Origin of the sequence: Marisediminitalea alba, from assembly GCF_002993365.1 — a bacterium.
GTDB classification, from domain to species: domain Bacteria; phylum Pseudomonadota; class Gammaproteobacteria; order Enterobacterales; family Alteromonadaceae; genus Alteromonas; species Alteromonas alba.
The window spans coordinates 39,793-63,987 of the sequence record NZ_PVNP01000082.1 but is presented as its reverse complement, the minus strand read 5'-3'; the positions used below and the strand labels follow the sequence as shown (position 1 = coordinate 63,987).

The 24,195-nt window shown below is 49.6% G+C and carries 23 protein-coding genes; 9 read left to right on the top strand and 14 right to left on the bottom strand.

The window, feature by feature from the left end:
* Positions 1–99 precede the first annotated feature (99 nt).
* From C6Y40_RS09330 to galE, 3 genes are all read left to right on the top strand, one after another.
* The gene (locus C6Y40_RS09330) at positions 100–1,629 is read left to right on the top strand and encodes a peptide MFS transporter (protein WP_105934370.1); all 1,530 of its coding nucleotides are present in this window, start codon (positions 100–102) and stop codon (positions 1,627–1,629) included.
* An 87-nt stretch (positions 1,630–1,716) separates the two neighbouring features.
* Positions 1,717–2,019 carry a DUF6170 family protein gene (locus tag C6Y40_RS09325; RefSeq protein WP_105934369.1) on the top strand — a complete coding sequence of 101 codons (303 nt, stop codon included), beginning with the start codon at positions 1,717–1,719 and terminating at the stop codon, positions 2,017–2,019.
* The gene (gene galE, locus C6Y40_RS09320) at positions 2,016–3,029 is read left to right on the top strand and encodes a UDP-glucose 4-epimerase GalE (RefSeq protein WP_105934368.1); all 1,014 of its coding nucleotides are present in this window, start codon (positions 2,016–2,018) and stop codon (positions 3,027–3,029) included. The genes C6Y40_RS09325 and galE overlap by 4 nt, the downstream gene beginning before the upstream one ends.
* Positions 3,030–3,074: 45 nt before the next feature.
* Here galE and C6Y40_RS09315 read toward each other — a convergent pair whose 3' ends face one another.
* The 10 genes from C6Y40_RS09315 to ccmA are packed head-to-tail and all read right to left on the bottom strand — an operon-like array spanning position 3,075 to position 10,933.
* A complete protein-coding gene (locus C6Y40_RS09315; RefSeq protein WP_240621894.1) occupies positions 3,075–3,932 on the bottom strand; it encodes an MlaA family lipoprotein in 858 nt (285 codons plus the stop codon).
* The gene (gene ccmI, locus C6Y40_RS09310; RefSeq protein WP_105934366.1) at positions 3,929–5,155 is read right to left on the bottom strand and encodes a c-type cytochrome biogenesis protein CcmI; all 1,227 of its coding nucleotides are present in this window, start codon (positions 5,153–5,155) and stop codon (positions 3,929–3,931) included. Before ccmI ends, C6Y40_RS09315 begins: the two co-directional genes overlap by 4 nt.
* Positions 5,155–5,598 carry a cytochrome c-type biogenesis protein gene (locus C6Y40_RS09305; protein ID WP_105934365.1) on the bottom strand — a complete coding sequence of 148 codons (444 nt, stop codon included), beginning with the start codon at positions 5,596–5,598 and terminating at the stop codon, positions 5,155–5,157. The genes ccmI and C6Y40_RS09305 overlap by 1 nt, the downstream gene beginning before the upstream one ends.
* The gene (locus C6Y40_RS09300; RefSeq protein ID WP_105934364.1) at positions 5,595–6,194 is read right to left on the bottom strand and encodes a redoxin family protein; all 600 of its coding nucleotides are present in this window, start codon (positions 6,192–6,194) and stop codon (positions 5,595–5,597) included. Before C6Y40_RS09300 ends, C6Y40_RS09305 begins: the two co-directional genes overlap by 4 nt.
* The gene (locus C6Y40_RS09295) at positions 6,191–8,188 is read right to left on the bottom strand and encodes a heme lyase CcmF/NrfE family subunit (RefSeq protein ID WP_105934363.1); all 1,998 of its coding nucleotides are present in this window, start codon (positions 8,186–8,188) and stop codon (positions 6,191–6,193) included. Before C6Y40_RS09295 ends, C6Y40_RS09300 begins: the two co-directional genes overlap by 4 nt.
* Positions 8,185–8,655, bottom strand: a complete 471-nt coding sequence (gene ccmE, locus C6Y40_RS09290; protein ID WP_105934362.1) for a cytochrome c maturation protein CcmE — start codon at positions 8,653–8,655, stop codon at positions 8,185–8,187. The genes C6Y40_RS09295 and ccmE overlap by 4 nt, the downstream gene beginning before the upstream one ends.
* 5 nt (positions 8,656–8,660) lie before the next feature.
* On the bottom strand, positions 8,661–8,891 hold the full coding sequence (ccmD, locus tag C6Y40_RS09285) for a heme exporter protein CcmD (protein WP_105934361.1): 231 nt from the start codon (positions 8,889–8,891) through the stop codon (positions 8,661–8,663).
* A complete protein-coding gene (locus C6Y40_RS09280; RefSeq protein ID WP_105934360.1) occupies positions 8,881–9,639 on the bottom strand; it encodes a heme ABC transporter permease in 759 nt (252 codons plus the stop codon). Before C6Y40_RS09280 ends, ccmD begins: the two co-directional genes overlap by 11 nt.
* Positions 9,639–10,307 (bottom strand): heme exporter protein CcmB, encoded by a 669-nt coding sequence (gene ccmB, locus C6Y40_RS09275; RefSeq protein ID WP_105934359.1) that lies wholly within the window; start codon positions 10,305–10,307, stop codon positions 9,639–9,641. The genes C6Y40_RS09280 and ccmB overlap by 1 nt, the downstream gene beginning before the upstream one ends.
* Positions 10,304–10,933: a cytochrome c biogenesis heme-transporting ATPase CcmA gene (gene ccmA / locus C6Y40_RS09270; RefSeq protein ID WP_105934358.1), complete on the bottom strand. Its 630-nt coding sequence runs from the start codon at positions 10,931–10,933 to the stop codon at positions 10,304–10,306. Before ccmA ends, ccmB begins: the two co-directional genes overlap by 4 nt.
* Before the next feature lie 235 nt (positions 10,934–11,168).
* Here ccmA and C6Y40_RS09265 point away from each other — a divergent pair, with 235 nt between their 5' ends.
* Positions 11,169–13,475: a hypothetical protein gene (locus tag C6Y40_RS09265; RefSeq protein WP_105934357.1), complete on the top strand. Its 2,307-nt coding sequence runs from the start codon at positions 11,169–11,171 to the stop codon at positions 13,473–13,475.
* Positions 13,472–13,783 (top strand): EscU/YscU/HrcU family type III secretion system export apparatus switch protein, encoded by a 312-nt coding sequence (locus C6Y40_RS09260; protein WP_105934356.1) that lies wholly within the window; start codon positions 13,472–13,474, stop codon positions 13,781–13,783. Before C6Y40_RS09265 ends, C6Y40_RS09260 begins: the two co-directional genes overlap by 4 nt.
* 160 nt (positions 13,784–13,943) lie before the next feature.
* On the opposite strand, the gene recA is transcribed toward C6Y40_RS09260, so the two are convergent.
* Together recA and C6Y40_RS09250 are read right to left on the bottom strand one after the other, a co-directional pair.
* Complete coding sequence (recA, locus tag C6Y40_RS09255) at positions 13,944–14,975, bottom strand: recombinase RecA (RefSeq protein ID WP_105934355.1); 1,032 nt, start codon at positions 14,973–14,975, stop codon at positions 13,944–13,946.
* Positions 14,976–15,135: 160 nt separating this feature from the next.
* A complete protein-coding gene (locus C6Y40_RS09250) occupies positions 15,136–15,663 on the bottom strand; it encodes a CinA family protein (RefSeq protein WP_105934354.1) in 528 nt (175 codons plus the stop codon).
* A 98-nt stretch (positions 15,664–15,761) separates the two neighbouring features.
* Between C6Y40_RS09250 and mutS the strand changes: the two genes are divergently transcribed.
* A complete protein-coding gene (gene mutS, locus C6Y40_RS09245; RefSeq protein ID WP_105934353.1) occupies positions 15,762–18,314 on the top strand; it encodes a DNA mismatch repair protein MutS in 2,553 nt (850 codons plus the stop codon).
* Between the two features lie 104 nt (positions 18,315–18,418).
* Here the strand turns inward: mutS and C6Y40_RS09240 are convergent, their stop codons facing one another.
* A complete protein-coding gene (locus C6Y40_RS09240) occupies positions 18,419–18,601 on the bottom strand; it encodes a hypothetical protein (protein WP_105934352.1) in 183 nt (60 codons plus the stop codon).
* Positions 18,602–18,804: 203 nt separating this feature from the next.
* Between C6Y40_RS09240 and C6Y40_RS09235 the strand changes: the two genes are divergently transcribed.
* The 3 genes from C6Y40_RS09235 to C6Y40_RS09225 all read left to right on the top strand — a co-directional run bounded on the left by C6Y40_RS09235 (position 18,805) and on the right by C6Y40_RS09225 (position 22,546).
* Positions 18,805–20,436: a CTP synthase gene (locus C6Y40_RS09235; protein WP_105934351.1), complete on the top strand. Its 1,632-nt coding sequence runs from the start codon at positions 18,805–18,807 to the stop codon at positions 20,434–20,436.
* Between the two features lie 60 nt (positions 20,437–20,496).
* A complete protein-coding gene (gene eno / locus C6Y40_RS09230) occupies positions 20,497–21,789 on the top strand; it encodes a phosphopyruvate hydratase (RefSeq protein WP_105934350.1) in 1,293 nt (430 codons plus the stop codon).
* Between the two features lie 64 nt (positions 21,790–21,853).
* Positions 21,854–22,546 (top strand): hypothetical protein, encoded by a 693-nt coding sequence (locus C6Y40_RS09225; protein WP_105934349.1) that lies wholly within the window; start codon positions 21,854–21,856, stop codon positions 22,544–22,546.
* A gap of 10 nt (positions 22,547–22,556) precedes the next feature.
* On the opposite strand, the gene C6Y40_RS09220 is transcribed toward C6Y40_RS09225, so the two are convergent.
* Positions 22,557–23,693 carry a DUF748 domain-containing protein gene (locus C6Y40_RS09220; protein WP_105934348.1) on the bottom strand — a complete coding sequence of 379 codons (1,137 nt, stop codon included), beginning with the start codon at positions 23,691–23,693 and terminating at the stop codon, positions 22,557–22,559.
* Between the last annotated feature and the right edge of the window lie 502 nt (positions 23,694–24,195).

Here is a 24,195-nt window from a genome sequence, read left to right as displayed (position 1 = left end):
CTAGTATAAGAGGGATAACCCGTGTACAAGCAGCTCCTGCCTGCAGACAGTGCACCCAGACGATAATAAATTTAAATAAAAACTATATGGAACTCTGTTGTGACAACAAAAACTTCTAACGACACCAGGTTTTTCGGCCATCCTAAGGGTCTGAAAACGTTATTTTTTACCGAAATGTGGGAGCGCATGAGCTACTACGGCATGCGTGCTCTGCTCGTGCTGTTTATGACAGCCAGCTTGCAAACACAAGGCCTTGGCTTCACCGTAGCATCAGCCGGCGCCATATATGGCTTGTATACCGGAGCGGTATATTTTCTTGGCTTACCCGGCGGCTGGTTTGCTGACCGTCTGATTGGCGGTAAAAAAGCCGTATGGTATGGCGGTTTAATTATCTTCGCCGGACACATTGTACTGGCTGTCGACCTGCAAAACCTTTTCTTCGTTGGACTTATACTGGTTGCCACTGGTACAGGCTTGCTTAAGCCAAACATTTCGGCCATGGTTGGTCAGCAATATGGTGACGATGATAGCCGCCGGGACAGTGGCTATGCCCTTTATTACATGGGCATAAACATCGGCTCTTTGATTGCGTATCTGGTCACGGGTTACTTGCAGGAGAACTGGGGCTGGCACTATGCATTTGGCGCCGCTGCAGTGGGTATGGGCTTTGGTCTCGTGCAGTACTACTTTAGTAACCGTTCTTTAGCTGCAGAGTCGGTTGAACCTGCAAACCCATATGTTGGTGCCGCGAAACAACGTGCCTGGCTAAGCGTATTCGGTGTACTGGCAGCAGCCATTGTGGTCATTATCCTGGCACACATGGGCACCATCGTTATCGAGCCTGTCGCTCTCGCGGAAAAAGTCGCTATTATTTTCACCGCCATTTTCTTTCTTTATTTCGGCTTCATCTATTTTAAAGGTGAGTTAAGCGACAATGAAAAACAACGCATGTGGGCACTGTTCTTAGTCTGTGTTGCCTCTGCGTGCTTCTGGTCAGGTTTCGAACAAGCCGGCTCTTCACTGAATTTATTTGCCCAAAACTATACCGATCGCGCGCTGGAAAGTGGCTCATGGCTGACGTCGTGGTTTGGTATGGATGCTATCCCTACCGTGTGGTTCCAGCTCTCTAATTCGCTCTTTATTATCATTCTTTCACCGTTTTTTGCAGCACTTTGGATTAATCTTGCCAAGCGCATGATTGATCCCTCTTATACCATTAAGTGTGCAATTGGTATTGTAATCATGGCTTCAGGCTTCCTGGTCATGTTTATGGCATCTCAGTATGCGGCGCAGGGACTTAAAGTAGCCCCTATGTGGCTGGTAACAACCTACTTCCTGCATACCGTGGGCGAACTTTGCCTTAGCCCGGTAGCACTAAGTGCGGTAAGTAAATTGTCACCTAAGCGTTTTGCCGGTCAAATGATGGGCGTATTCGTGCTCACCTACTCAATTGGTAATATTATTGCAGGCCTGCTTTCAGGCAACTTTGACCCTGAGAACGTGCAGGAAATGCCAAACCTGTATTTGCAAATCGCCCTGTTTAGTATTGCTATTGCTATTGTGATTGGTCTTATGAGCTTTAAATCACGATTCTGGGAAAAAGCCGGTATCGGGGAAAAGACGCAATAACGCCCCCTGTGTTTTAAACACTGGCTGATTGCCATACAATAACCGCCGTGACGTCATGTCCCGGCGGTTTTTTATTAAGAGCACTTTATGCATTTATATTTTTCGACGCGCAATATTCCTGGTTTAGCTGGCCTGCCTTTAGCAGAACGTATGCGCAGACTGGAACGAGCGGCAAAAAAACTCACGGTTCCGGAAAAGACCGTACTGAACATTCTTAAACTACTGGTGATTGTACCTGCGTTTGCACTACTCCTTCGTGTTGCAGCAGACTGGACGTCACTTTTATGGGCATTGCTGGTTTTCCTGCTGTATCCCATTATTGTGAAACCTGTACAATACTCGTTAAGCGCCAAATATTTAGAATCGTTGTCACACAAGGATAAGCAATGAAAACAATACTTGTCACCGGTGGAGCTGGCTATATCGGCAGCCACACCGTACTGCAATTACTGGAAGCGGATTATGAGGTTGTAGTATTTGATAACCTCAGTAATGCCTCAGAGGAATCTCTCAAGCGCGTGTCAGCCTTAACAGGCAAAGCCGTAACATTTGTACAGGGTGATATCCGTGACACTGAGCAGCTCGATGAGGTGTTCTCAAACCATGACATCGATGCCGTCATTCACTTCGCCGGCTTAAAAGCCGTTGGAGAATCGGTTCAAAAGCCATTGGAATACTATGAAAACAATGTCTACGGCTCTGTCGCGCTATGTGATGTAATGCGCAAACACAACGTTAAGAACATTGTTTTCAGTTCATCAGCCACCGTTTATGGCGATCCGGTTTCATTACCGTTACGTGAAGATATGGCTACTGGTCAGCCAACGAACCCTTACGGTATGTCCAAACTGATGGTAGAGACTATTCTGACCGATCTGTATCAGTCAGACGAAGCCTGGAATATCGTGTTACTACGCTATTTCAATCCTGTGGGGGCGCATCCTTCCGGTCAGATTGGCGAAGACCCTAACGGTATTCCCAATAATCTGATGCCATATATCTCCCAGGTCGCGTCTGGCAAACTCGAACAATTAGCCGTATTTGGTGATGACTATGACACCCCGGATGGCACCGGTGTACGGGATTATATTCATGTAGAAGATTTAGCTAATGGCCATTTGAAAGCCATTGAACGTCTTGACCTGAATATGGGACTGGATATCTATAATCTGGGTACCGGTCAGGGTTACTCCGTTCTGGAAATGATTAAGGCCTTCGAAAAAGCCTGTGGCAAGTCTATAAACTACAAGATTGCACCGCGTCGTTCAGGCGACGTAGCAGCCTGTTATGCCGATCCCACCAAAGCGGCTACCGAGCTTAACTGGAACGCTCAGAAAACCCTCGAGAATATGTGTGAAAATGCCTGGCACTGGCAATCACAAAACCCACAGGGTTATTAACCCTTAAAATAACAAAGGCGCTTAACGCGCCTTTTGTTTAACTCTCTAATTATCTTTTGCTTCGTCCAGTGGCTCACTTTCCAGGTCCACATCGTCAAACAACGCCTCAAATTCGTCGAACTCTTCGGCTTCTTCTTCATCGGGCTGCGCATCGAGGTTTTTACCATCGGTCACCCGAAACTCAAGGTTCTGAAAATAGATGTTTTTAACCTGCTCGTAAGGGTCTCTGGCGTTTTCGATCTGCCCTTCCTGACCAAGCAGCTGAGCACGAGCTTCCAGCGCGCCAATGGTAAACCTTAACACGTTAAGATTACCAGTCATCAGGGTCATCGGAAAATAAAGGTTATCCACAATATCCCCGGTAAAGCTGCGCGGATCGCTGGGCCCCCGAGCGGGTAACATTAAAAATGGACCGCTTCCTACTCCCCACTTTCCGAGGGTCTCGCCAAACTCTTCTTCCTGCCGTTGTAAGCCCATAGCTCCCGCAACATCAAAGAAACCCGCGACACCAACCGTCGAGTTAATAACAAAACGGGTAAAGCTATCAAAAGAAGGCCCTACCTTCCCCTGCAAGAGGTTATTCAGCATATTGGCAGGTTCGGCCAGGTTTTCCACCGCATTAGAGAGGCCGGTACGGGCAAAACCGGGAACTACGGTGACATAAGTGGTTGCGGCAGGACGCAGCAGATACTTATCGAGGATTTCCCAGTTAAAATCCCACACAACGCGGTTAACGCTCTCCAGCGGGTCGCGCGGATCAGAGTAGTCAGACGGTGCGCTGGCAGAGTTGGCCTGCGCGCTGGCCTGTGCCTGCTGCTCAGCATTATTGCTGGCGCAGCCCGAAAGAAACAAAGCGCCAGAGAAAAGGAGAAATATCGAAAAGCGACGCATAGATAATGTCACATTAATTCCTTGTTGATTACGATGGTTTGATCGATAACTTTGCCGTTTTCCACAGCAGCCTCCGTAGTACCTTCAAGATCGCCAGGTTGAGCAGGCGCTTCCTGATCCGTTGAAATACGGGCAATCAGGCGGGCTGTTGAAAGTTGTTCCAGTGAATAATTAGGTGCCATAGCATTCTCACTGGTTAACGTCACAGTTAACGGTAAATTTTCTAAAGGTAACCTTAATACCGCAGCGGGCATCCGGTTGTCACTGTTAGCATCCTGGGCAAACACAAATAAAAACCCATTATCCGGCAGATTGGCTACCAACTCTTCACTGATTTCTACAGTCAGATTGAAGCCGGTGATGGCCGCTTTTGCCGGTTGCTCTCCATTTAAACTGGCCAACCTTTCAGTTAACTGCATGGCGATAGGACTGTCAGCAGGAAGCTTCCCCTCCAGCCTGGCAAGACTATCAGCCAATAGTACCTTATCGCCTAACCGGCCAGCTACAACTGCCTGCATTAGTACCAGGTTATCATTTTGTTGTTGCTCTTCAATCAGTGAGGCTAATAAACGCCGGGCGTTTTCAAGCTGAGCCTTGTCATCACTCATCATCAGTGCACGGGCATAGGTCATGCGCACGTTTTCGTCATCAGGCGAGAAATGCAGCGCTTTCTCTAGCGCCGCGTAGGCTTCTTCTGTCTGACTCAGTACCATCCAGATACGGCCCAGATACATCCACCCCTGACCATCTTCAGGGTTTTCCTGCAGACGCTTTCGGATAGCCAGCGTCAACTGCTGAAAATCCTGCGGGGTAAAGTTTTCGCCCTGCCCATCAGCCAGCTTGGCACTGAGCTTGGGTAACGCATCAAGCGCTGCCTGTGCGTCCTGTAAATGCTCAATATTACTGGCTTTAAAATAAGCAAAGCCACCCACGAGCAAGGCCAACAACGCGCCACTAGCTAATACGAAGGAAGCGTTTGCCGATCCTTTAGAATCTGTCTGTTGCTCTTCCACCAGCGAAATTTTAATTTCGTCACTGGCCTGACGCATATCCTGCTCACTGAGCAAGCCTTCGTCGACTTCGCGCTGCAATTCCTTTAAGCGCTCCTTCACCACGGCAATGTTAGCCTGGGTCAGGTTTTCCTGTTCCGGACGCTGCTTTAACCAGGGTAAAACCACCAGCAGCACCAACACGGCTATCAATACAACGACAGCCCCAATAAACATCCACGACATTACTTATCACCCTGCTTTAACATCGCCTCGGCTTTGGCCAGCTTGGCAGCCATGTCTTCCGGCGGTGTCGATTTACGTCGAACAATAACCATTACAAACGCCAACAAGGCGAATAACACCGGCGCCAGCCATAACCACATTGTCACCGGCGTTACCGGTGGTTTATAACTGATAAAATCGCCGTAGCGGGTCTTCATGTAGTCAATGACTTCATCGCCGGTTTTACCCTGCTTTACCAGGTTATACACCTTACGGCGCATGTCATGGGCAATCATGGCGTCAGAATCGGCAATATTCTGGTTCTGACACATAGGGCAGCGAAGCTCCTCGGTAAGCGACAAAAACAACTGACGCTGCTGCGGCGTATCAAACTCATAGCTATCTTCAGTGGCCACAACCGATGCAGAGATAAGTAGTAAGACCGTGAGTATTACTGTTTTCATTCAGCTGAATTCTCCTGCGCCATTTCCTGTTGTAACTGCGCGTATAACGGGCCTACTTTATTGTTCCAGACACGTTCGTTGATATCACCGATATAATGCATACGGATCACACCGTTGTGGTCGATAAGAAAATGCTCTGGCGCGCCGGTCACGCCCAGGTCCAGTGCCGTATCACGGTACACATCGAAAATATGAAACTGGTAAGGATTACCAAAGCGACTGGTGATCTCTTCCACTTCCTGCTGGACCCGGTTTAAGGTCTTGGTACCAAACTCCGGATCAAGATCCTGATCGAAATATAAACCAACGATGCTGATCCCTTCCTGTTCAGTAAGCTCAGTCAGATAAGGCAATTCCACGGCGCAGGTCACGCACCAGACGCCCCACACATTCAGTAAAGTTACCTTACCTTTGAATACCTCAGGCGTATAAGTCGTTTCCGGTTTCATCAGGTCCGGCAACGAAAAAGCCGGCATGGGTTTGCCTTTAACCTGGGAATCAAGCTCCCTGGGATCAGAAAACAAACCACTGAACAAAAACACCACCAATACCAGAAAGGCCAGCAGCGGTACGCCGAAAATCATTATCTTCTTCATGCTTCAACCTCCTCGCCGGTTGCTACACCGCCTACCGCAGTGCGTACTTTAGCCACTTTAGCCATGCGATAACGTTTATCACTCATCGAGCATATTCCGCCAATGGCCATGATGACAGCCCCGGCCCAAATCCAGGTGACAAAGGGTTTGATATAAACGCGTATCGCCCAGGCACCATCGTCCAGAGGTTCTCCCATAGCGATAAACAGATCCCTGAAGATAGTCGAATAAATACCGGCTTCCGTCATCGGCATACGCTGTACCAGATACAAGCGCTTCTCAGGCTCAAGATGCACCAGCTTATCACCCGACTCGTATACATCAAAAATGCCCACATCGGCGGTATAATTCGGCCCGTTGCGTTGCTCTACCTTGCGGAAGGCAAACTCGTAGCCCGATAAGGTGACGGACTCGCCCGGCATCATACGAACGTCTCTTTCCACTTCGTAATTACTCACCAGCGTGATGCCAATCAGCGTTACCGCAAAGCCCAGGTGACCCAGAATCATCCCCCAATGACTCGGCGTAAGCTTACGCAGCCGTTCAAATGCACTGAGGCTGGTATCCATGGCAGACACTCTTTGCACCACTTCTAACGTCGTTGTAATGAGGATCCAGGCACTTAGCACCAACCCCAACGCCGCCATGTAAGTGGGCGCATCGTAGGTATAGTTAATTAATACCCCGGCACTTACGCTTAAGCCAAAGGCAATTAATAGCGTTTTTTGCACCTGAGAGGCTGGTTGGTGTTTCCAGCGGGTTAGTGGTCCAAGACCCAAAAACAACACAAAGGGCACAATCAGCAGCGTGAACATCTGATTAAAGAACGGTGCGCCGATGGAAATAGACCCCAGTCCAAGCTCTTTATGCACCAGTGGTAAAAGTGTGCCCAGTAACACTACCAGCGTTGCTGCGCACAGGAACACGTTATTCCCCATCAGTAAGACTTCACGAGAAAACAGTTGGTAACGGCCCGGGCTTTTTAACTGCTGTGCACGCAGTGTATACAACACTAGACTGAAGCCGGTTAATAATACCAGAATGCCCAGAATAAAGAGTCCGCGTGCCGGGTCGCTGGCAAAGGAGTGTACCGAGACAATTACCCCCGAGCGCACCAGGAAAGTCCCCAATAAACTTAACGAGAAGGTGGCAATAGCCAACAATACTGTCCAGGATTTAAACGCCTTACGTTTCTCCGTTACCGCCAGTGAGTGCATTAATGCGGTGCCCACCAGCCACGGCATAAAGGAGGCATTTTCAACCGGATCCCAGAACCACCAGCCACCCCAGCCTAGCTCGTAATAGGCCCACCAGCTCCCGAGCGCAATGCCTACTGAGAGGAAGCTCCAGGCGGCAATTACCCAGGGCCGTGACCATCTCGCCCAGGTTGAATCAAGCTGTCCTGAAAGCAGCGCCGATACGGCAAACGCGAAAGCCACAGAAAACCCGACATACCCCATATACAGCATAGGTGGGTGAATGATCATGCCAAAGTCCTGCAGCAGCGGATTCAAATCCCGGCCATCTACCGGAAAATAAGGCAACATGCTGTCGAATGGATTAGAGGTCAGCAGAATAAACATATAAAAACCCACCGACACCAAGCCAAGTACTGCCAGCACCCGCGCAATCATAATTTGCGGAATACCGCGGCTAAACAGGGCTACGGCCACTGTCCATAATGACAACATCAGCACCCAGAGTAAAAACGAACCTTCGTGCCCGCCCCAGACGGCCGTGACCTTATAGTACACCGGCAAACGGCTGTTAGAATTTTGCGCAACATAATTAAGCGAAAAGTCGTCGGTCACAAAGGCATAGACTAAACAGCCAAATGCCAGGGCAGTAAAACTAAACATGGCAATGGCCAGAGGACGGGCGGTGCCAATCATGGCATTGTGCCCTTTGAACGCTCCCCACAGCGGATAGACCGACAATAAAATGGAAGCAACCAGCGCCAGCGCGACGGCAATATTACCTATTTCGGGGATCACGAGCCTGTATTTCCTTGATTGGGGTTAACATGCTTAATACCTTTCATCTTCTCGGCGAGTTCCGGCGGCATGTATTCTTCGTCGTGTTTAGCCAGAACTTCTTCGGCTTCAATCACACCGGATTCCAGCAACACACCGGTAGCGACGATGCCCTGCCCTTCACGAAACAAATCAGGCAGGATACCGGCATAACGTACCGTAACCTGCGGACCGGTATCGATAAGATTAAAGCTCACCGCCAGTGATTCTGAATCCCGACTCACAGTGCCCGGTACCACCATGCCACCAATTCTCAGGCGCTGACCGACCGTCGGTTTCCCCCCTTCTTTGCCTTCAACGATTTCAGAGGGCGTGTAAAACAAATCGATGTTGTCGGTTAATGCGAATAGCATCAGCGTGATCGCACCAACAATCAGTAAACCAATGCCACCAACGGCAGCGAGTCGCTTTTGTCGTCTTGGATTCATACTGCTTAACTACCTGTCTGTTGTGATTCAGATTGCACTGCCTGAGCCTTTCGCGCCGCCGCAATTCGGGCTTGCCGCGCTTGTTCTTCACGGGCATTGCGCAACAACTTTTTATGGGTGCCGGCACTGTCGATAACTACCCACACCAGCGCCAGTAAAGACACACCAAACGACAGCCAAACATAAAGGGCATAGCCGCCCATGGCCAGAAAATCCTGCAAACTATCAAACTGCATGGTCATCTCCGAGCGCTCGCGCCGCCAGATCTTTCACCCAGGGGCGGTGATATTCTCGCCGAATGATTTCATTTTTCATACGCATTACGGTCACTGCTGCAATAAATAAGGCCAAACCCAGTAAAGCGATCAATAATGGCCAAAGCATCTCAGGCGCAATAGAGGGTTTATCAAACTTACTGATTGTCGCTCCCTGATGCAGGGTATTCCACCACTCAACCGAATAATGAATGATAGGGACATTGACCACACCAACAAGAGCCATTACCCCGGCCGCCTTCCCCGCCTGTTGCTTATCTTCAAACGCGCCATACAGGGCAATCACGCCAAGGTAAAGAAATAACAGGATCAGCTCTGAAGTAAGTCTGGCATCCCATACCCACCAGGTCCCCCACATAGGTTTACCCCAGGCCGCGCCGGTAAACAACGCAATAAAGGTCACCACCGCTCCAACAGGCGCCATCGCAATCATGGCCATAAACGCGGTTCGCCATTGCCACACAATGCCCACCAACGCGGCAACCGCCATGGCTACATAGGTACTCATCGACAAAATGGCGCTGGGTACATGGATATAAATAATCCGAAAAGAATCACCCTGCTGATAGTCCTGCGGGGCAAAGGCCAGCCCCCAGATGCTGCCGGCGATTAAGCATAGAATACCAGGCCAGAGAAAATAGGGCTGAAGCATTACGCACAGTTGATACGCTCGCTCAGGTTTCGCATACGGATGTAACCACTTCCACATCAGTTTTGACTCACTTTAAGTGCATAAGCAATTGCAAAGGGGGCTGATGACATCGCCAGCATCAGCATGGCGCCAATAATAGCAAGTTGTGCCCGGTAAGGTAATTGGAGTGCGGCAGAATCTACTGCTGAGGTGGCAAATATCAACAACGGAATAAACACCGGTATTAACAATAACGCCAACAACACACCGCCACGTTGTAAACCTACCGTTAACCCTACTGCAATTGCCCCAACCAGCGACAATAGTGGCGTGCCCAGCACCAGGGTTAGCATTAAGGCGATATACATATCGACCGTCAGGTTCAAAAATAGTGCCAGTAACGGTGAAAAAAGTGCCAGCGGTAAGAAACTCACTAACCAGTGCACCAGTACCTTAACCGCGGCTATAGCCGCCACGGATTGACCACTCAGCATATACTGCTCCAGCGATCCATCCCAGAAATCATCACGAAACAGGCGCTCCATGGCCAGCAGGGAGGAGAGAATCGCTGCTATCCAGATTACGCCTGGTCCTATCTTTTGCAGCGTTACCGGCCCAGGCCCAATGCCGAGAGGAAAAAGCGTGATAACCATGAGCAAAAACATCAGCGGCTGGGCCAGCTCAGAACGCTGTCGAAAAGCCAGCGCCATGTCCCGCTTAAAGATACCGTTTATCAACGTATTCATAATCGATACTCCAGCACTAACTCGGTAAACGGACCTGCGTGCTTGCTAAGCGGCTGATGCGAGGTAGTAATAATCGCGCCCTGATTAGCAACATGCTCGCGCATATGGGATTCAAGCAATTCAATGCCATCGGTATCCAGCGCCGTAAAGGGCTCGTCAAGGATCCAAAAGGTCGCTTGTTTTAGCCATAAACGGGAAAGCGCGACCCGGCGCTGTTGTCCGGCCGACAGCATTCTTACCGGCACATCCTCAAGTCCAACAAGCCCTAGCCTGGCAAGGACTTCATAGGCCTGTTGCGCAATAAAGCCGGTGCTGTGTTGGGCACACCAGAAGCGCAGATTTTCCATTGCAGTCAGCGCACCATTAATACCAGCCTTGTGGCCTACATAGATCAGTTGCTGATTAAATCTGTCCCGCACTTTATCGAGCGGCTCGTCATCGAGCAGTAACTGGCCGCTCTCCGGCGCCGACAAACCGGTTAAGATCCGCAATAAACTGGTTTTACCCGCGCCGTTAGGACCCCGCAGGTAGATGAGCTGACCGGGCGATAAGCAAAACGACAGGTCAGTAAACAATACTCTGTCACGTTTAATACAGGTTAAATTGTCTGCAGCAAGTCCTGCCAAGATGCATCCCGTTCTGTTAGCAAAAAAATCCGTCGCATTCTATCATAAACCAGCGGCTTCGCATCTTACCCAAAGGGCGGATCGGCAAATTTCTGATCTATTTCAATCTTTGGCACGATTGACATTATACTTAACTGTTGAAACTGACTGCCGATAACGACTTATGCAATCATCCAATCTGCCCCCACAAGCAAGCGCCGAAAGCAGTCGAGTCAACGCTGCAGAGTCAGCGAACGTGACAACCAAAAGCCAGGCAATTGCCAGAATTGCTCAGGTTTTACAGCCAGTGCAGATTAACGCCTCTGCCGCCGTTCAGGTATCAGCCTCATCAGCAGGACAGCAAAAAACTTCCAGGGCCTTACCGTCGAATAATGCCAGCGTGTTTATGGCCACAAACCAGCAGTTACTGCAGGTTAGCCCTGCCTTCCGCGTGGCCAGTGCCGAGAACTTGTTGCTGGTTCGATTGCCTGCAGAAGCACCGATTCAGCCGCCGCAGGGTTCCGCGGTCCCATTTAAGAGCGTATTACCGCCGGATGCCGGGTCGATAGCATTACCCACGTTAGTAAAACTATCGCCGGAAACCGTTCGCCAACAGGTTTCCCAGGCGCAGTTTCAATCGCTAATGACGGCATTATCCCGAGCTTTGACTACACCAGTCACGCTACAGGCCACGGTTATTCAGCAAGATAATGCCTCAATAAGGGTTAATGCCGGTGCCCAGCGGCCTTTAATTATCGATATTCCGTTAGCAAAAGCGCCCAAACAGAGCGATGCATTATTAGCCAGTCCCTCAGGTAACAAACCTGTTTTACAGGCATCAGTAACGCTAACCGTTTCAACACGGCAAAACCAGCTACAAGTGCAAATTACTCCGCCTGCGTCATCTTTACAAACAGCGCAAGCGGCGCAACCCAGTGTACAAGGTTCAGCTTCAGTCCAGAATACGCCGGTTAGTTCATCGCGTGTTGTTAACGTGCCGCTGAACTCGCCTCTGGCGAATAAACTCACTCAGGCAGTGACTCAGCAAATGCCACTTAACGTGGAGCTGCCTAAACTGGCAAGTTGGGTAACTCAGTCACTCCCGCCTGCCGCAGCAAAGTCATTTCAGCAATTGAGTCCCATGCTCCCTGCGACAGTGAGTATAAAAGGCAATGAAGTAACCATTACCGGTAGCAAGACTCAGCTTTTAGCCGTTACTACAAATTCAACCACCGCTACCACGCAATTAGCACCAAAGGTCAGTCCTCAGCAAATGGGGCAACTTAATATTCAAAGCACGACTGCCAGGAACATCCCCCAGGTTACGATCAAGCCATTAGCAACCGAGCTTCAATCGAACGCAGGACAATCAACTCAACAAACATTTTCATTGTCGACGAAAGCGGCAGCGCCTAAAGCGGATATCAGCCCGCCTCAGAAGGAAATGGTGCGTTCTGGTGCACCGGACAACGTAGTAGGCAAGCCAGTGATACCGTCAGACGTAGAAAGTATTGCGAAGCATAAACTGGAGCAGCTCCCCGCCGAGGCAAAAACTGCACTCATGCAATTCATTCGCTCTGCGAATCGCATTAATGTCAGTAACACGGATTCGTTACAATCGAGTCTTAATGTGCTTATTACTGCACTGCAAAAATTCGCTAGTGCCAACCCGGCCCTTGCCAAACCCGTTAACTCAGTGATTGCGCAGCTACAACTTAATTTATCAGCGGCCAACAAACTGCCCACGGCAGAATCGTCAGTGCTTAAGCCTGAAGTCACTGGCTCTGCTGAGCCGGTGACTGCAAAAGCCGGTATCGACTCAGCTCAGCAAAGCACTGCGCTTAAACAACTACTTACATCACCAGCCTGGGTTCAGTCTCCGTTAATGCTCTCATCCCCCCCGGCCGGGCAGAACTTTTTAAGCGGGCTTATTCAGTTATTACAGGTGTCGCTGCTCGGCAGACACTTTAAAGGCCATGAGGATCTCGATCAGGCGCTTAACCGCCAGCGAACCTCAACGCCAAAAGGCAATGCACCAAACAGCCTGCTAGGTTCCATAACCGGCCGACAGGTAAGGGAGTTTGCCCAGCTCGACAGCCAGCAAAACCTGTTAAAACAGCTTAAGGGATTACTTGCCGGCCACCAAAGTGCCAAGCTTGGCAATATGGAACAAACGCTACAAGGCAATGACAGTTTTTATTATGTGCTACCCGGACTATTACCTCAGCAAAAGCCGGCTGAATTACTTATCCGCCGCGAGCGTGAACGCCAGACTGAACAGGATAACGAGTCAACTCAAACCCAATGGCACCTCACCATGAAGCTGGACATCGGTGAACAAGGAGAGCTGCTCACTAAAGCGAAAATCCGCGATGAACAGCTTTATCTTGATATTTATTCGTCGAATCAGGCATTACTGGAGAAAGTAGGCGTAACCCTCCCTTTTCTGCTCAAGCGATTTACCCAGCTTGGTTTAACAGTTGAACAGCATAAACTGCAATTAGGCAAAATTCCGGATACCCTTGCCACACGCCCCTATCAGATACTGGAGACCCAGGCATGAGCCGTAAAAGTAAACGCGCGGTTGGGATTAAATATAATGAAGCCGAACCGTCGCAGGCCCCAACGATTGTCGCCAAGGGCTATGATGATCTCGCCGAAGCCATTATTGCCAGTGCAAAGGCTAATGGCGTGCTGGTTCATGAAGATCCCTACCTAAGCGAATTTTTGACTACCCTGGATCTTGGCCAGTCGATACCGGAACCGTTATATTATGTTATAGCCGAATTACTGGCTTACTCGTACGTATTACAGGGCAAAGTGCCAGAGAACTGGAAACAGGCATTTCCGGGAATTGAAGAAAAGATTTAGAGCCTGACATCAACGCTCACCTCAACTATTTTCGAATCATGAACAGTCACCAATATTTTTATTTGTCATATAAAAAAGCCCATCCAAACGGATGGGCAAAACTATAAGTTAGGCTTATAGGGGGAGTTTCCAACGGGTGTTGAAAAAGGTCACTGTTATGTTAAAGCGCGTCTTCAGGCTCTACGTCGTCGGCTTTAATATTTTTCGATAACAGTAATTCTGCACGAATCTTAGTTTCAATATCGTTAGCGATATCCGGGTTTTGCTTAAGGAATTTCACCACGTTGGCTTTACCCTGACCAATTCTATCGCCGTTATAGCTGTACCAGGCACCGGCTTTATCCACCAGCTTTTGCTTCACGCCCAAATCAATCAGTTCAGCTTCTTTGCTGATACCAGCACCATACATAATCTGGAATTCAGCCTGTTTAAACGGTGGCGCCACTTTGTTTTTAACCACTTTCACGCGGGTTTCGTTACCCACCACTTCGTCACCCTCTTTTACTGAGCCAATACGACGAATATCCAGACGAACAGAGGAGTAGAACTTCAGTGCGTTACCACCGGTAGTGGTTTCCGGGTTACCGAACATCACACCAATCTTCATTCGAATCTGGTTAATGAAAATACACAGTGTATTTGAACGCTTAATGTTACCGGTCAGTTTACGCAGCGCCTGCGACATCAGACGTGCCTGCAAGCCAACGTGTGAGTCACCCATATCACCTTCGATTTCTGCTTTTGGCGTTAACGCAGCAACCGAGTCAACAATCACGACATCCACTGCACCAGAGCGAACCAGCATGTCACAGATTTCCAGCGCCTGTTCGCCTGTATCCGGTTGGGATACCAGCAGATCGTCAATGTTTACACCGAGCTTTTCAGCATACACCGGATCCAACGCGTGCTCGGCATCCACAAACGCACAAGTTTTACCTTTTTTCTGTGCTTCTGCAATAACTTGCAGAGTTAAGGTGGTTTTACCAGATGACTCAGGACCGTAGATCTCAACTACCCGGCCACAAGGTAACCCGCCAATGCCTAACGCAATATCAATACTCAGTGAGCCAGTAGAAATAGATTCAATATCCATGGCCTGGTTGTCGCCCAGACGCATAATAGCGCCTTTACCAAATTGCTTTTCAATCTGACCGACCGCAGCCGATAATGCTTTAGATTTGTTGTCGTCCACCGAAAACCCCTCGTTATTCTATTCTGATTGCGTTATCCGCAGTTGCTTTTACTGATGCAGCCGGTAAGCTGATCATCACTAAAATAATGACTGCATAATATACTGTATAGTTATACAGTGCAATATGCTTTTTTCTTTTCTTTATTTCATCACGCCTGGTTTATTTCGCAACTAGTCTGTGGTGCAGTGTTGCAATAACAAACGCAATGGCCTGGGTTCTGACCGCCTCCCGGTCACCCTCAAACTGGCGGTGGATTGTATCGGTTACACCGTTTAAGTAAAAGCCAAACCATACCGTCCCTACCGGTTTTTCTTCACTGCCGCCGCCCGGCCCGGCAATACCACTGATCGCTGTGGTACATTGTGCTCCGGTTTGCTGCGCGGTGCCTTCAGCCATCTCGCGCACGGTTTCGGCCGACACCGCGCCAAATTTATCCAGGGTGTCGCCACTAACGTTAACCAAAGCCTGTTTTGCCTGATTAGAATAGGTCACATAGCTTTGCTTAAACCAGTCCGAACTGCCGGCCACCGACGTTAACGCATAAGCCACTCCGCCACCGGTACAGGATTCCGCGCAGGAAACCGACCAGCCCCTTTGCCGTAGCGCCTCACCAACGGCCAAAATCTGTTCAGCTAACGTATTTATATCCAGTTGCTGTCTCGAAAAAGTTGAAAATGACTGGCTCATAGGAATAATACACTCATAATATTGAGACCGTATTATTGGTCAAAACCACAATCGCAAGCAACCAGCAAGCTGAGGCATTCTTGGAATCACACACGCCAATGATGCGCCAATACCTGAATATAAAGGCGCAGCACCCTAATATTTTACTTTTTTATCGCATGGGCGATTTTTACGAATTGTTCTATGACGACGCCAAGCGCGCTGCCGAGCTGCTGGATATCTCCCTCACCGCCCGGGGTAAATCCGGCGGCGAGCCCATTCCCATGGCCGGTGTGCCCTATCATGCGGTAGAAAGTTATCTGGCGCGGTTGGTAAAAATGGGCGAATCAGTAGCGATTTGCGAGCAGGTTGGCGACCCGGCGACCAGTAAAGGCCCGGTGGAGCGCCAGGTCCAGCGTATTGTAACGCCGGGCACGGTTACCGATGAAGCCTTGCTTGACGAACGCCAGGATAATGTACTGGCAGCGGTTTACAGCGTTAAGGATCAATTCGGCCTGGCCTGGCTGGATATCACCAGCGGCCGCTTTTTAGTCAGTGAATTCAGTGGCACCGACATGCTCACCGCCGAATTACAACGCCTCAACCCGGCAGAATTACTCTACCCCGAAGGCTTCGACTGGCTGTCGAAGATTGATCATATCAAGGGCCTGCGCCGCCGCCCCGAATGGGAGTTCGATCAACAAACTGCTGAGCAACAGCTTAATAATCAGTTTGGCACCCGGGAACTCACCGGTTTTGGTTTAACCAATATTACCCTTGCCATTAGTGCCGCTGGCTGTATTCTGCAATATGTTAAAGACACCCAGCGCACGGCCCTGCCGCATATTCGTGCTATCACGCTTGAGCAGCAATCAACCCGAGTGCAACTGGATGCGGCCACGCGCAAAAACCTTGAACTAACGCGGAATTTATCCGGCGGCACCGAACACACGCTGTTTGCCGTGCTCGACAACACGGCCACAGCTATGGGCAGTCGCTTACTACAGCGCTTCCTGCACGCGCCGATTACCGACCGGAACGAGCTGAACGCCCGTCAGCAGGCCATCGGCGATTTTCTCAATGGAGATTATCCGGCGCTTACCGGACAGTTAAAACATATTGGCGATATTGAGCGTATCATGGCTCGCCTGGCGCTGCGCTCAGCGCGGCCGCGGGATTTCGCTCGCCTGCGTAATGCCCTGGCCAGTCTGCCCGAACTTCAACAAGGGCTGAGTTTATTTGGCGCACCACTCATTAAAAGTTTAAGTGAGCAGATCAGTGAATTCCCCGAACAGTCGGATTTACTGAATAACGCCATTATCGATAATCCGCCGGTAGTTATTCGTGATGGCGGCGTAATCGCCCCTGGCTACAACGCTGAGCTTGACGAACTGCGAGACTTATCCGATGGCGCCACCGAACTACTGCGCCAGATAGAAACCCGGGAGCGGGAACAAACCGGCATCAGCACGCTAAAAGTGGGCTACAACAAAGTGCACGGCTTTTTTATTGAGGTATCCCGTGCCAATAGTCATCTGGTGCCGGCCAGTTATATTCGCCGCCAGACGCTAAAGAATAACGAACGCTACATCACACCAGAGCTCAAAGAGCACGAGGATAAAGTACTTACCTCGCAAAGCCGTGCGCTGGCCCTGGAAAAGCGCCTCTATGAAGAACTCTTCGATTTAATCAACCCGCAGCTTGATACCCTGATCACCAGCGCCGCCGCGCTGGCTAAACTGGATGTACTCATTACCCTGGCTGAACGTGCGGAAACCCTGGAATATCACTGTCCCACCTTGTCGGATGTACCCGGGGTAACCTACCACCAAGGTCGGCACCCGGTCGTTGAATACGTCATGGACTCGCCGTTTATTCCCAACCCGCTGAATATGGATAAAGACTCCCGGATTAAAATTATTACCGGCCCCAACATGGGCGGTAAATCGACCTTTATGCGCCAAACCGCACTGATTGTGTTACTGGCTTATATTGGCAGTTATGTGCCGGCAAAGTCCGCCGAAATTGGTCCGGTGGATAAAATATTCACCCGTATCGGCGCCTCAGACGATCTGGCCTCCGGCCGCTCTACCTTTATGGTAGAAATGACAGAAACCGCCAATATCCTGCACAATGCCACGCCTTATTCCCTGGTATTAATGGACGAAATTGGCCGCGGCACCAGTACCTACGATGGCCTGTCGCTGGCCTGGGCCTGCGCCGAGTATCTCGCCACTCAGTTACAGGCATTTACGTTATTTGCCACCCATTATTTTGAGCTCACCGAGCTTACTCACACTCTGAGCGGAGTACAGAATTTACATCTGGATGCTGTTGAACACGACGACACCATTCGGTTTATGCACTCCGTTGAAACAGGCGCGGCCAGCAAAAGCTACGGTTTACAGGTAGCGCAGCTAGCCGGTGTACCCAAAGCCGTGATCAGTGCGGCAAAAAACCGGCTTCGAACCCTTGAAAGTCAACACACAGTATCGGCCAGCGAGCAAACACTTGCCGTAGCGCCTGCCCAGCAGAACCTGTTACCCGAAGAACCCGCTGAACTGCCAGCCAGAATCAGTGCCCTTGAGCAGGCTTTTGAGGAGGTGGATCCCGATGAACTTACGCCAAAACAGGCCTTAGCGCTGATTTATGAGCTAAAACAGCTAAAATAGTAAAATTACCAAAAAGTCCTTCTTCAGCAAACCTGATTAAACGGCTTCCCGAAAACGGAAGTCGCCAATACCCGTGCCACCTCAAGTTACGTGTTTCAGCACTATCACAGCAATTGCACTACAAGGCATATGGATGCAGAAATGCAGATACCTTTCAAACCAATAGAAAACCAAAATTGAATTGCTGTGAAGCGCCCAAAGGGCCGGGCTAAAAATGCCTGATGCTGCGCCAAATCGTTTTGCTGTAGAATAACTACACCTGCAACAATTTGACTTGCCTCAGACATTTTTTTCTCCGGCTGAAATCAAGTAACTTGAGGTAGCACGGGTATAAAATCAGTCCCCTTGTATAAAACACCAGGAAACAGTATCTTTTAGAGCTGTTATAATTGTGTGAAAGCGCCATATTGGGTATACTGTTGCGCCGTCTACAGTGTTGTTTAAAAACAACGTTTTACCCAAAAATATAACCCAACGTCTTAGGTTTCGCATGACAAACTATATTTTCGTCACCGGTGGTGTTGTTTCATCGCTTGGTAAAGGCATTGCTGCTGCATCCCTTGCCGCTATTCTTGAAGCACGCGGTCTCACCGTGACCATGCTTAAGCTGGATCCGTATATTAACGTTGATCCAGGTACCATGAGCCCCATTCAGCATGGCGAGGTTTTTGTAACTGATGATGGAGCAGAAACAGATCTCGACTTAGGTCACTACGAGCGTTTTATTCGCACCCGTATGACCAAACGTAACAACTTTACCACCGGACGGGTTTACGAAGAGGTATTGCGTCGCGAGCGTCGTGGCGATTACCTGGGTGCCACAATTCAGGTTATCCCGCACATTACCAACGAGATTAAACGCCGCGTTATCGAAGGCGCACAGGGTCACGACGTGGCGATTGTGGAAATAGGCGGTACCGTTGGTGACATCGAGTCACAACCGTTTATCGAAGCCATTCGTCAGTTAGGAACCGAGGTGGGCCGCGACCATGCCATGTTTATGCACTTAACCTTAGTGCCCTACATGCCAGCCTCCGGCGAACTTAAAACCAAGCCTACTCAGCACAGCGTAAAAGAACTGCGCTCTATTGGTATTCAGCCAGACATTCTGGTTTGCCGTTCGGTAGGCGCTATGCCAGCCTCAGAGCGCTCTAAGATTGCCTTGTTCACCAACGTGGCTGAAAAAGCCGTTATCTCACTTAAAGACGTTGATAGTATTTATCGCATCCCGGCGGCGCTTAAAGCTCAGGGGCTTGATCAACTGGTGGTTGATCGTTTCCGTCTGGAGTGCCCGGAAGCCGACCTCACCGAATGGGAACAGGTGTTGTATGCAGAATCTAACCCGGTGGGTGAAGTTAACATCGGTATGGTAGGTAAGTACGTTGAGTTACCAGATGCTTATAAGTCGGTTAACGAAGCACTCAAACATGCCGGCCTGAAAAATCGTTTGACGGTAAATATCCATTACGTGGACTCACAGGACATCGAATCCAAAGGCACCCAAATCCTTGAAAACCTGGATGCCATTCTGGTCCCGGGCGGCTTTGGCGAACGCGGTATCGAAGGCAAGATTGCAGCAGCCCGTTATGCCCGCGAAAACAAGGTGCCTTACTTAGGTATTTGTTTAGGCATGCAGGTAGCGCTGATTGAATTTGCCCGCAACGTAGTCGGCATGGAAAAAGCCAACAGTACCGAATTTGATCCCAGCTCACCCTATCCGGTGGTGGGTTTGATCACCGAATGGCTCGACTCAGACGGCAGCACGGAGACCCGTGACGAGACCTCCGATCTGGGCGGCACCATGCGTCTGGGTAGTCAGCTGTGTCACCTGATCCCTGGCAGCAAGGTACATGCCGCCTACGGTAACGAAGAAATTTACGAGCGTCACCGTCACCGCTACGAAGTTAACAACAACCTGCGTGACCAAATCGAAGCGGCAGGCCTTAAGGTGAGTGGTTTGTCCACCGATAAACGCCTTGTCGAGGTCATTGAAATCCCGGATCATCCGTGGTTTGTGGCCGGTCAGTTCCACCCGGAGTTCACATCAACTCCCCGTGACGGCCATCCGCTGTTTACTGGTTTCGTGGCAGCGGCACAAACGTATCAGAAAGAAAATCATTAATTTATAGAACCCGGCACTGACTACTCCCGCAGTGCCATTATTATTGTTGAGGAAGAAAAAATGGCGAAGATCTCGCGTATCATTGGACGTGAAATTCTGGACTCTCGTGGTAACCCCACGGTAGAAGCAGACGTATATTTAGACTCAGGTGTTATGGGTCGCGCCTGTGCACCATCTGGTGCCTCTACCGGTTCACGCGAAGCACTGGAATTGCGCGACGGCGATAAAGGCCGCTACATGGGTAAAGGTGTAGAAAAAGCCGTAGCAGCAGTAAACGAGAAAATCGCACCAGCCCTGATTGGCATGGATCCAGTCGCTCAGACTGACATCGATAAAACCATGATCGATCTGGACGGCACCGAAAACAAAGAAACTCTGGGTGCTAACGCCATCCTGGCTGTATCACTGGCCGTTGCCAAAGCCGCAGCCATCGAGAAAGGCGTAGCACTTTACGAGCACATTGCCGACCTTAACGGCACCTCTGGTCAGTACTCAATGCCAGTGCCTATGATGAACATCATCAACGGTGGTGAGCACGCCGACAACAACGTTGATATTCAGGAATTCATGGTACAGCCGGTTGGCGCGAAGAGCTTTAAAGAAGCCCTGCGCATGGGTGCTGAAATCTTTCACAACCTGAAAAAAGTACTGAGCGCCAAAGGCCTCAATACTGCCGTTGGTGATGAAGGTGGTTTTGCCCCTAACCTGAGCTCAAACGCAGAAGCCCTGGCCGTTATCGTTGAAGCGGTAGAAAAAGCCGGTTACAAGATGAACGAAGACGTTACGCTGGCACTCGACTGTGCGGCCTCTGAGTTCTACAAAGAAGGCAAATACGTTCTGTCTGGTGAAGACAAGTCATTTGATTCAGAAGCCTTTGGTGACTACCTGGCAGAGCTGTGCGAACAGTATCCAATCGTGTCTATCGAAGATGGTCTTGACGAAAGCGACTGGGATGGCTGGGCGAGCCTGACTAAGAAAATTGGTGACAAAGTGCAACTGGTTGGTGACGACCTGTTCGTAACCAATACTAAGATCCTGAAGCGTGGTACCGAAAACGGTATCGGTAACTCTATCCTGATCAAATTTAACCAAATTGGTTCATTAACCGAAACCCTAGAAGCGATCAAGATGGCTAAAGATGCCGGCTTTACTGCGGTTATCTCGCACCGTTCAGGTGAAACTGAAGACGCCACTATTGCCGACCTGGCAGTAGGTACCGCAGCGGGCCAGATTAAAACCGGTTCACTGTGTCGTTCAGACCGTGTAGCTAAGTATAACCAGTTACTGCGCATCGAAGAAGCGCTGGCTGGCAACGCAGCTTACAACGGCCGTAGCGAAATTAAAGGTCAGTAATCTTAAGCTGGCGGGCAACATTGCCCGCCAACTTTTTGATGCTGTCCCCACAATCAAAACGCTAATGGCGCATTCCTCCGACCCGGCGTCTCCTCAATCCGACTTCTTTAATGCGGTCGAATCAGACACATCCCAACGTATCATCGCTGAGTTGTGTAACGCTTTATATGAGCGCGAGTTAGCGCTTATCGCCCAACAAGGCCCCAACCAAACCAGTTTATTGCGCCGACGTATTGCCGGCCTGAGCCATCATGTCAGACGCACTGCTCGTTTCCTGGCAGCTAAAGCCGTGCCTTTGGAACTGGATGAACACAATGCCAGCTGGCAGGCCAGACAGGCAGCGAAAAATCCCGCTCGGAGTAACGACACGGGCAAAACTAATGCCTGGTTTGCCGAACATGCCAAAGTAGGCCTGGTCGTGCCGGTATGGGTTCAGGAGTTCGATAATGAGCATCTAGAGCTCGACTCTATTGATCATGTGCAGCCAGAAAACCAAACGTTGCATGTGAATAAATTTGGCTGGTTTGATTTTAGCGGTACACCGGTAGAAAGCCCTGCCCGCTATACGGACAGAGAACACATCACCCTGTCACTGGTAAAGCCATCAAAAGCCATTATGACGGCAGCGTGCTGCGGCCACACCTGGAATCACAAAGGGCGCACTTCGCCCCGTACACTCACCTTACGTGAAATCTTACTAGTCAGTACCCTTAACTGGCGCAAGTTCAGCGAACCGCAACGCTTCGATAATAAATAACACGCACTGCTTATATGTCCTCTTCAACAGTTGTTTGTTTCTCAGCGGCATCATCTTCGGACTCATCCAAAGTCACGTCTTGCCATTCCACACTGTTTTCCAGGTTACCGTTGAAGGCCTGAATAAACGCATTTTCCAGGATCCCCGCCAGAGTGGTGAGAACAGGTGTATCAATATCATTAAGTGAACCGCTGATAGGAATTCGGGTAGCAATCTGATCTTTACCCTGATTTTCAAATATCTCGGCGATGAAACCGGAAAACGCTTCAGCAAGGGCTCTGAAAAAGCCGTCATCATCGCGCTTTACATCGCCTTTCCAGCTAAATACTTCTACATCATGCAGCACTGGCTTAGCATAGCCTGTAACCTCGCCCTGCTCGCTGGCCAGTTCAAAGGCGAGCTCAAGTTTTCCGGCTTCTAAATCAAAGGGCGCATAGGTATCCAGCAAATTCCTGAAGTTAACTAAGGCAATATCATTGGCCTGTAGATTGAGATCGAAAGTGGGTTGTTTGGTAGCCGGATTTAGCGAGCCTGACAGCGTGATAGTGCCCTGGCTTTCAGTGCTCGCTGAAGCATCCACAGTGGCAATCAGGTTTCGCGATAACGCGCGACTGTTGACGAGATTTTTAACCACAGCATTAACATGATGAAGGCGAACGCTGATGGGTGGGCGGGTGTCTGGATTTTGGAAGCGGATAACGCCCTGCTCTATTTCCAGCCGATCCACTTTTAATGGCACCAGTTGATCGGTCAGATAAAGCCACTTTTCATCCTCACCTGACTGGCTCGATGCATCAGTGCCGCCATCTACGAAGTTTAATTGCGGTTGCTGCAAATACACCTCCGCAACCAATGCGCCATCGAAAATTGCCGGCCAGAGTAAGCTGAAGTCAACCTGGCTGGCCTCAAAAAAGGGCTCATTTACTTTACCGTTGCGTTTCATGATCACCACATCATTGAGTGCATAGGCGCCCCGCCACAGCATAATATCCACATCCCCCACTAATCCGGTGAATGTCTCGCCTTCATCGAGTGTGTCGTTGATGTACCACTGCACCGTAAAAGGTAAGCTTAAACGAACAACCACCAGCAGCCCTAGGCCAATAGCCAGATACTTCACTCTTTTTGCTGTCTTGTTGCTGCTCACTATGCTTTCCTCTCACCGTTGTTATCACTGAGAAGGTTCAAGTTTGGTGCCAGCTTAGACTGTCTGTTCTGGATTTCCTGATATCTGTGCAATCTATTGAAATTCAGTAAGAAATATCGAGCAGAAATGAATAGCTAAGAATTTAATCAGTACTCTGCAAGTCGCTGACAAGCAAAATTTACACAACGCGGGATAAAACCGCCCTTAAACAACAATTTTGTATCTGTCAGAGCAACCTTGATTTTGAACCTTGATTCTGGCTGGTGACCCGTTTGGTGACCCGGTTGGCGAAATAAAAAAACTAATTTTTGTTCAGCTGAGAAATTTCATCCTAATTTTTTTGTTATGCAGTAATTTATAACTAAAATTTATACCGAAAATCAGAATCAGTGGTTGACCTGCTGCGGTTCAGGCTGTAAATTGTCGGGCATCGGAAAGGTCGCACATGCAGCAAACAACAGGTTTTACCAATGCCGCGTACGTTTATTCTATCTCTTCTACT

What these genes read in the sequence shown, in the direction of transcription:
- C6Y40_RS09300 (WP_105934364.1), bottom strand. Translation starts at nt 6,194, where the DNA reads ATGAAGAAGATAATGATTTTCGGCGTACCGCTGCTGGCCTTTCTGGTA.
- mutS (WP_105934353.1), top strand. Translation starts at nt 15,762, where the DNA reads ATGATGCGCCAATACCTGAATATAAAGGCGCAGCACCCTAATATTTTA.
- ccmB (WP_105934359.1), bottom strand. Translation starts at nt 10,307, where the DNA reads ATGAATACGTTGATAAACGGTATCTTTAAGCGGGACATGGCGCTGGCT.
- eno (WP_105934350.1), top strand. Translation starts at nt 20,497, where the DNA reads ATGGCGAAGATCTCGCGTATCATTGGACGTGAAATTCTGGACTCTCGT.
- C6Y40_RS09235 (WP_105934351.1), top strand. Translation starts at nt 18,805, where the DNA reads ATGACAAACTATATTTTCGTCACCGGTGGTGTTGTTTCATCGCTTGGT.
- C6Y40_RS09280 (WP_105934360.1), bottom strand. Translation starts at nt 9,639, where the DNA reads ATGTGGAAGTGGTTACATCCGTATGCGAAACCTGAGCGAGCGTATCAA.
- C6Y40_RS09325 (WP_105934369.1), top strand. Translation starts at nt 1,717, where the DNA reads ATGCATTTATATTTTTCGACGCGCAATATTCCTGGTTTAGCTGGCCTG.
- ccmI (WP_105934366.1), bottom strand. Translation starts at nt 5,155, where the DNA reads ATGTCGTGGATGTTTATTGGGGCTGTCGTTGTATTGATAGCCGTGTTG.
- C6Y40_RS09225 (WP_105934349.1), top strand. Translation starts at nt 21,854, where the DNA reads ATGGCGCATTCCTCCGACCCGGCGTCTCCTCAATCCGACTTCTTTAAT.
- C6Y40_RS09250 (WP_105934354.1), bottom strand. Translation starts at nt 15,663, where the DNA reads ATGAGCCAGTCATTTTCAACTTTTTCGAGACAGCAACTGGATATAAAT.
- C6Y40_RS09260 (WP_105934356.1), top strand. Translation starts at nt 13,472, where the DNA reads ATGAGCCGTAAAAGTAAACGCGCGGTTGGGATTAAATATAATGAAGCC.
- ccmE (WP_105934362.1), bottom strand. Translation starts at nt 8,655, where the DNA reads ATGAATCCAAGACGACAAAAGCGACTCGCTGCCGTTGGTGGCATTGGT.
- C6Y40_RS09305 (WP_105934365.1), bottom strand. Translation starts at nt 5,598, where the DNA reads ATGAAAACAGTAATACTCACGGTCTTACTACTTATCTCTGCATCGGTT.
- C6Y40_RS09240 (WP_105934352.1), bottom strand. Translation starts at nt 18,601, where the DNA reads ATGTCTGAGGCAAGTCAAATTGTTGCAGGTGTAGTTATTCTACAGCAA.
- galE (WP_105934368.1), top strand. Translation starts at nt 2,016, where the DNA reads ATGAAAACAATACTTGTCACCGGTGGAGCTGGCTATATCGGCAGCCAC.
- ccmD (WP_105934361.1), bottom strand. Translation starts at nt 8,891, where the DNA reads ATGCAGTTTGATAGTTTGCAGGATTTTCTGGCCATGGGCGGCTATGCC.